The 6,616-nt window shown below is 75.9% G+C and carries 8 protein-coding genes; 6 read left to right on the top strand and 2 right to left on the bottom strand.

Translation table 11 applies throughout. The annotated features are described in order from the left end of the window. The first annotated feature begins 131 nt into the window (after positions 1-131). Positions 132-593: a hypothetical protein gene (locus ACZ58X_RS12480; RefSeq protein ID WP_470333636.1), complete on the top strand. Its 462-nt coding sequence runs from the start codon at positions 132-134 to the stop codon at positions 591-593. 55 nt (positions 594-648) lie between these two features. On the opposite strand, the gene ACZ58X_RS12475 is transcribed toward ACZ58X_RS12480, so the two are convergent. After that, complete coding sequence (locus ACZ58X_RS12475) at positions 649-2,034, bottom strand: MBL fold metallo-hydrolase (RefSeq protein WP_470333635.1); 1,386 nt, start codon at positions 2,032-2,034, stop codon at positions 649-651. 237 nt (positions 2,035-2,271) lie between these two features. On the opposite strand from ACZ58X_RS12475, the gene ACZ58X_RS12470 reads away from it, so the two are divergent. From ACZ58X_RS12470 to ACZ58X_RS12455, 4 genes are all read left to right on the top strand, one after another. Beyond that, complete coding sequence (locus ACZ58X_RS12470; protein WP_470333634.1) at positions 2,272-2,538, top strand: hypothetical protein; 267 nt, start codon at positions 2,272-2,274, stop codon at positions 2,536-2,538. Next, positions 2,535-3,284 (top strand): sulfite exporter TauE/SafE family protein, encoded by a 750-nt coding sequence (locus tag ACZ58X_RS12465; RefSeq protein ID WP_470333633.1) that lies wholly within the window; start codon positions 2,535-2,537, stop codon positions 3,282-3,284. The genes ACZ58X_RS12470 and ACZ58X_RS12465 overlap by 4 nt, the downstream gene beginning before the upstream one ends. Before the next feature lie 80 nt (positions 3,285-3,364). Then, on the top strand, positions 3,365-3,931 hold the full coding sequence (locus tag ACZ58X_RS12460; protein ID WP_470333632.1) for a rhodanese-like domain-containing protein: 567 nt from the start codon (positions 3,365-3,367) through the stop codon (positions 3,929-3,931). Positions 3,932-4,092: 161 nt separating this feature from the next. Beyond that, on the top strand, positions 4,093-4,491 hold the full coding sequence (locus ACZ58X_RS12455; protein ID WP_470333631.1) for a hypothetical protein: 399 nt from the start codon (positions 4,093-4,095) through the stop codon (positions 4,489-4,491). Between the two features lie 47 nt (positions 4,492-4,538). Here the strand turns inward: ACZ58X_RS12455 and ACZ58X_RS12450 are convergent, their stop codons facing one another. After that, on the bottom strand, positions 4,539-5,693 hold the full coding sequence (locus tag ACZ58X_RS12450; protein ID WP_470333648.1) for an MFS transporter: 1,155 nt from the start codon (positions 5,691-5,693) through the stop codon (positions 4,539-4,541). Positions 5,694-5,834: 141 nt separating this feature from the next. On the opposite strand from ACZ58X_RS12450, the gene ACZ58X_RS12445 reads away from it, so the two are divergent. Further along, positions 5,835-6,590: an AraC family transcriptional regulator gene (locus ACZ58X_RS12445; RefSeq protein WP_470333630.1), complete on the top strand. Its 756-nt coding sequence runs from the start codon at positions 5,835-5,837 to the stop codon at positions 6,588-6,590. Positions 6,591-6,616 lie beyond the last annotated feature (26 nt).

The following is a 6,616-nucleotide window of genomic DNA, read 5'->3' as shown; positions in this document are numbered from 1 at the left end:
TTCTCCCCACCCCCCTTTCCCCCTCCCTCCCCCCCCCCCCCCCCCCTCCCCCCCCCCTCCCCCCTCCCCCCCCCCCCCCCCCCCCCCCCGATCCGCCGTATCCCCCGTCCCCTCCCGCAACGGACCACACCATGATCGATCTCTCCTTCTCCCCCGCCGAGACCGGCGGCGCCGACCGGGGCCCGAACGGCACCATGGACTTCGCGACCGCCGACCTCTACGACCTCACCTACGAGGCCTTCCGGGGCCCGTACACCTTCCGCCTGGACGGCGCCGATTTCAGCGGCACCGGTCCGGTCCTGGACATCGCGCTCGGCCTCTTCGGCGCGGCCCGGGACCTGGCCGCCGCCAAGCGCACCCGCTACTCCGCCGCCGGGGGCGCGGGCGAGTACCGCTTCGAACGGCGGGGCGACACCGTCCGCATCCGTCAGGAGCGCGGCGGAACGGGCACCGTGGCGTACGCCGAACTCGCCGAGGCCGCACGGACGTTCCTGGCGGAGGTGGTGCGACAGCTCTGCGACCGGTTCCCGGACCTGCGCCGCAACCCGGAGATCAGCCGCCTGCGCGCCGCCGCGGCGGCCGGCCCCGCCTGACCGCCCGACGACCCGACCGGAGCAGCACCGGTCCGCACCGTCGGGACGGCTGGGTTCAGTCCTGGGCGGGGTGGGTGAGGGTGTGCCAGGCGTGGTAGCCGCCGAGGAGGTCGGAGACGTCGGGGTGGCCGTGGTGGCGCAGCAGGCTGGCGGCGATGGAGGAGCGGTGGCCGCCGGCGCAGTGGACGACGAGGGGGTGGTCGGTGGGGATCTCGTCGAGGCGGGTGGGGAGTTCGGTCAGGGGGATGTGCAGGGAGCCTTCGATGGCGCCGGTCTCGCGTTCGCCGCGGGTGCGCACGTCCAGGACGGTGGGGGGCTGTTGGGCGGTGAGTGCGGTGCGGAGTTGGTGGGCGGTGAGGCGGCTGGCGGGGGTGAGGTGGTCGGCGAGGGCGGGCAGGGCGGTGTCGGGGTTGCGCAGGTAGCCGGTGATGCGGTCGAAGCCGATGCGGGCGAGGCGGGTGATGACCTCTCCCTCGCGGTCCTGCGGGGCGATGATCGCGAGGTCGCTGTCGGGGGTGAGGACGGTGCCGGCCTGTTCGGCGAAGCGGCCGTCGACGGGGACGTTGACGGCGCCGCGCAGGTGTCCGGCGGCGAAGTCCTGGGGGCTGCGGGCGTCGAGGACGACGGCGCCCGCGGTGCGGGCCTCCTGGAAGCCTGCGGGGCACAGGGGACGGGCGGTGTTGGTGGGGTCGAGCAGGGGGTGGTCCTGCCGGTTGAGGACGGCGTCGTGGCCGAAGTAGGCGGGGGCGGTGGACTGGCCGGCGGTGACGATGCGGACGAAGGTGTCCTGGTCCATGGGCCGGCAGGCGTAGTTGGTGCGGCGCTGGGTGCCGATGGTGGAGCGCATCTCGGTGGAGAGGTTCTTGCCGCAGGCCGAGCCGGCGCCGTGGGCGGGGAAGACCAGGGTCTCGTCCGGTAGCCCCATCAGCTTGCGGTGGACGCTGTCGTACAGCATCGCGCCGAGCTCCTCGGCGGTGACGCCGGTGGAGGCGAGCAGGTCGGGGCGGCCGACGTCGCCGATGAACAGGGCGTCGCCGGTGAGGACCCCGTACGGGACGGTGTCGTCGGGCTGCTCGTAGACCAGGACGCTGATCGACTCGGGGGTGTGGCCGGGGGTCTCCATGATCTGCAGGGCGACGTCGCCCAGTTCGATCCGCTCGCCGTCGCCGAGCTTGCGGATCGGGTACTCGGTCTCGGCCCGCTGCCCGTAGCCGATCCAGGCACCGGTGCGGGCGGCCAGTTCGAGGTGGCCGGCCAGGAAGTCGGCGTGGAAGTGGGTGTTGATGACGGCCTCGACGGTGAAGCCGTGGGCTTCGGCGTCGGCGACGTACTCCTCCACGTCACGGCGCGGGTCGACCACGACGGCGCGGCCGGTGCGCTCGTCGGCGATCAGGTACGAGGCCTGGGAGAGGCAGTCGAGGTAGAACTGAGCGAAGTACACGGGGTTTTCCTCCTGGGCAACGCCGGGCGCCACGGTGCGGACGCGGTCTTCTCGGATACCCCCCTCGGTATTTCTACCAGCATACGGCTGCCACGGTCCGATACGGACGGGGGTATCGCCGAGGGATTTCGATAATACCCCCGGGGGTACTATGGTGGGCGTCGACGGGGGAACCGGCCCGCCGCCTCCCCGGGCATCGCCCGGGCCCGGCCGAGCCGACGAGAGACCCGCACCACCTTGCGCACCACCGCCACCGCCCGCACCGGGCGGCGGCGGCGTGCGACCGCGGCACCCCCGACCCGCCGGACCACCGCGGCCCGGCCCGCACCACTGGAGAAGCCCATGGCCCAGCTGCCGCCCACCCCCGGCCCGCACAGCTCCGACCCTTACAGCCCGGGCCCGCACAGCCCCGGCCCGCACAGCCCGGGCCCGTCCACTCCCGCCCGGGCCCGTGCCGGCCTGCCGGTCGACGCGCCCAACGGCTGTACCGGGCAGGCGATATGACCACGCTGCTGCTGGCGCTGGCCGCCGGCGCGGTGGTCGGGCTGGCCCTCGGCAGCCTCGGTGGCGGCGGCAGCATGCTGGCCGTGCCCGCCCTGGTCTACCTGCTCGGCTTCTCCCCCGCCCTGGCCACCACGGCGAGCCTGGTGATCGTCGCCGCGACCTCGTTGACCGGCCTGCTCGCCCACGCCCGGGCCGGCCGGGTGCGCTGGCGCACCGGCGCGCTGTTCGCCGCCGCCGGACTGCCCGCCGCCGCGGCGGCCGGGGCGCTCTCGGCCCGCCTGCCGGGCGCGCTGCTGACCGGCGCCTTCGCGGCGCTGGCCGCGCTGGCCGCCTGGCGGATGCTGCTGCCGCCCAGGACCGACCGGCCGGAACGTTCCGCCGCCGGGCCGGGCCGCTCGACCGCGGCGGGCGCCGGCCTCGGGGCCGTCACCGGACTGCTCGGCGTCGGCGGCGGCTTCCTCGCCGTCCCCGCGCTGGTCTCGGTGCTCGCCTTCACCATGGCCGAGGCGGTCGGCACCAGCCTGCTGGTCATCACCGCCAACTCCCTCGCCGCCCTGCTGCCCCGCCTGGGCGCCATCGGCTCGATCGACTGGGCCGTCGCCGCGCCCTTCACCGGCGCCGCGATCCTCGGCGCCTGGGACGGCAAGCGGCTCGCCGACAAGCTCAGCGGACGCGCCCTCCAGCGGGCCTTCGCGATCGCGCTGCTCGGTATCGCCATCCTGATGCTGGTCACCACACTGGCCTGACCGGCCCTCCCGCCCCGGCCGCCTCCCCCCGGACGCGCCGGTCCCCCGCCCCTCCCCTCCCGAGAGGACACCGCCTCCCCATGACCACCCCGCTCACCGTCGACCAGCTGGAGCCGCGCCTCGGCCGGCTCACCCTCATCGACGTCCGCTCCCCCGGCGAGTACGCCGCCGGGCACATCCCGGGCGCCCTGAACGTCCCGCTCGACCAGCTCGACCGCGCGCTGCCCGCCCTGCGCACCGCGGCCGGGCGGACCGAACTCGCGGTCGTCTGCGCCGCCGGGCAGCGCGCCCAGAACGCCTGCGCGCGGCTCGACGAAGCCGGGATCACCGCCCTCGTCGTCACCGGCGGCACCAACGCCTGGACGGACGCGGGCCGTCCCGTCGACCGGGTGGACGGCGCCCACCGGGTGTGGGCGATGGACCGTCAGGTCCGGCTGGTGGCCGGCTCGATCATGCTGCTCGGCCTGCTCGCCGACCGGGCCCGGCCGGGCGCCCGCTGGGTGTCCGCCGCGATCGGCGGCGGACTGGTCCTCTCCGCGCTGACCGACAGCTGCGCGATGGGGGCGGCGCTGGGCAGGCTCCCGTACAATCGCCCCCGCCCGGGCACGCCGGCCCTCGACGACACCCTCGCCGCGCTCGGGGGCTGAGCGCCCCGGCCCCGGTGGGCGTGGCCGCGCCCACCAGGGCCGGGGCCGTCACCGCTCGATGCCCGGCTCCACCACCACGTCCACCCCCCGGCCGGTTCCGCTCCAGGTCCGCGAAGAACCGCTCGGCGTCGACGGCCGTCTCCGGCGGGTGGACGCCGGGTGTGCGCACCGTGCCGTCCAGCAGCCGGGCCAGCCCGAGCGCGGCCGGGGCGCCGGTGCCCGCCGGGCCGGTCGAGCGCGACCTGTTCGAGAGGTGGCCGCCGGGCGAGTCGCCCGCCGCGTACGACGGCGACGGTGCCGCTGATCTGCTGCATCCAGTGCACGGCGGCGGCCGCCGGGGCGCCGTCGCGACCCAGCAGAGCGGTGTCGCCGGGATCGGCGCCGACATCGACGGGCCAGGCGGTGTGGAGGTCGGTGAGGATGTCGAGGCGCGCGGTGGCCCGGGCGGCGACGCGGCCCATCACGCCGGCTCCGCCGAGGACGAGCACCTTCATGCCGGTCGTCCCTTCCGTCGCTCATCTGTCTTTCCATATACGAACGCACCAGCTGCGGACGATTGACGGGACGTACGGGCCCGGCCCCGGCGCCGCCCGTCCGGGTGCGGCGGTCAGGGACCGGCCTCCGGCCCGGCGGGCTCCGGCAGGGTACGGAACAGCGCCCAGCTGAGCAGCGGCATCGCCACCAGCGGCACCAGCGCCGTCCGCAACGAGGTCGCGTCCGCGAGGCCGCCGATCAGCGGGCTGGCCAGGCCGCCGATGCTCACCGTCAGCCCGAGGGTGATCCCGCTCGCCGTACCGATCCGCGAAGGCAGGTAGTCCTGCCCCAGTGTGACCTGCAGCGAGAACGGCACGTACAGGCCCGCCGAGGTCAGCGCCACGCACCCGTACAGCCCGGGACCGGGCACCACCAGCACCCCGGCCACCGCGACCGCCGCCACCAGGTACGACCAGCGCGACACGGCGACCCGCCCCCACCGCTCGGCCAGCGCCCCGCCCAGCACCGAGCCCACCGCACCGCCCGCGTACAGCACCACCAGCGCCGCCGTGCCCGCCGCCGAACCGCCGCCGAGGCGCTGGGTGGCGTACAGCGACAGGAAGGTGCTCAGCCCGGTGAAGGCGATCGAGCGGCAGACCACGGCCAGCGAGAGCCGGACGAAGGCGGCCCGGTCGTCCCGCCCGGTCCGCTCCGCCGGCCCCGCCCCGGCGGCCCGCTGCCGGGCCAGTTCCCGCAGCACCGGCACGCACAGCGCCGCCCCCGCCAGCGCCGGCAGCAGGAGCAGCGGGCTCAGCCGCAGCCCGCCGAGGCCGACCACGCCGGCGACCAGCAGCGGGGCCGCCGCGAAGCCCAGGTTGCCGCCCAGCGAGAACCAGGCCATCCCCCGGTGCCCGGACCCTCGGGCCACCACCCGCGCCACCCGGGCCGACTCCGGGTGGTACGCGGCCACCCCGACGCCGGACAGTGCCACCCAGGCGAGCGTCGGCCCGTACGAATCGCCCAGTCCGCAGAGCGCGATGCCCGCGCCGCCCACCAGAGTGCTGACCGGCAGCAGCCAGGGCAGCGGCCACCGGTCGGTCAGCGCCCCGAACAGCGGCTGGGCCACCGAGGAGAGCAGCGAGGCGGCCAGCACCACGCCGGAGACGGCGGCGTAGCCGTAGCCGCGTTCGGCGACCAGGAAGGGCACCAGGGCCGCCACCGCGCCCTGGTAGACGTCCACGCAGGAGTGCCCGACGGACAGCAGGGTGATCGAGGTCCGCCCCGACAGCCCTCCCGCCGGTCCGACCGCCCGCTTCGTCGGTGTCGTCGGTGTCGTTGGTGTCGTTGGTGTCGTTGGTGTCGTTGGAGTGCTCACCCGGACATGCTGGAACCGGCACCCCCTGTCGGACTTCCGATAATCTGCCAGTTGATGCCGCACATCCGCCACGATCCCGTCGCCCCCACCCGGGCCGAGCTGCTCGCCCCCGGCACCGGGATCGACGCCCACCGCCACGACGACCACCAGATCGCCTACGCCGCCCGCGGCGTGGTCGCCATCACCACCGACGCCGGGTCCTGGGTCGCCCCCGGCACCCGGGCGCTCTGGATCCCGGCCGGCACCGTGCACGCCCACCAGGCGCACGGCGAACTCGAACTCCACCTCGTCGGCCTGCCCGCCACCGAGAACCCGCTCGGCCTCGACCGGCCCACCGTCCTCGCCGTCGGCCCGCTGCTGCGCGAGCTGATCGTCGCCTACACCCGCGCCCCGGCCCAGGACGGACCCGAACGCTCCCGGCTGCGCGCCGTCCTGCTCGACCAGCTGCGCGCCTCACCCCAGCAGCCGCTGCACCTGCCCACCCCGACCGCGCCGCTGCTCCGGGCCGTGTGCGCGCTGCTGCACGCCGACCCCGCCGACCACCGCACCCTCGCCGAACTCGGCCGGGCCGTCGGGGCCAGCGATCGGACGCTCTCCCGGCTCTTCCGCGCCGACCTCGGCATGACCTTCCCCCAGTGGCGCACCCAGCTGCGGCTGCACCGCGCCCTGGTGCTGCTCGCCGAGGGACAGCCGGTCACGGCCGTCGCCCACCGCTGCGGCTGGTCCTCGGCCAGTGCCTTCATCGACGTCCACCGCCGCACCTTCGGCCACACCCCGGGGCGCGCCCCCGACGGCCGTCCGACGCGCTGAGGGCCACCGTCGCGTGCCGAGCCTCC

This window comes from Kitasatospora sp. NPDC040550, from assembly GCF_055594965.1.
The sequence above is the reverse complement of the archived record's forward strand: the minus strand, read 5'-3'. Positions and strand labels throughout refer to the sequence as shown.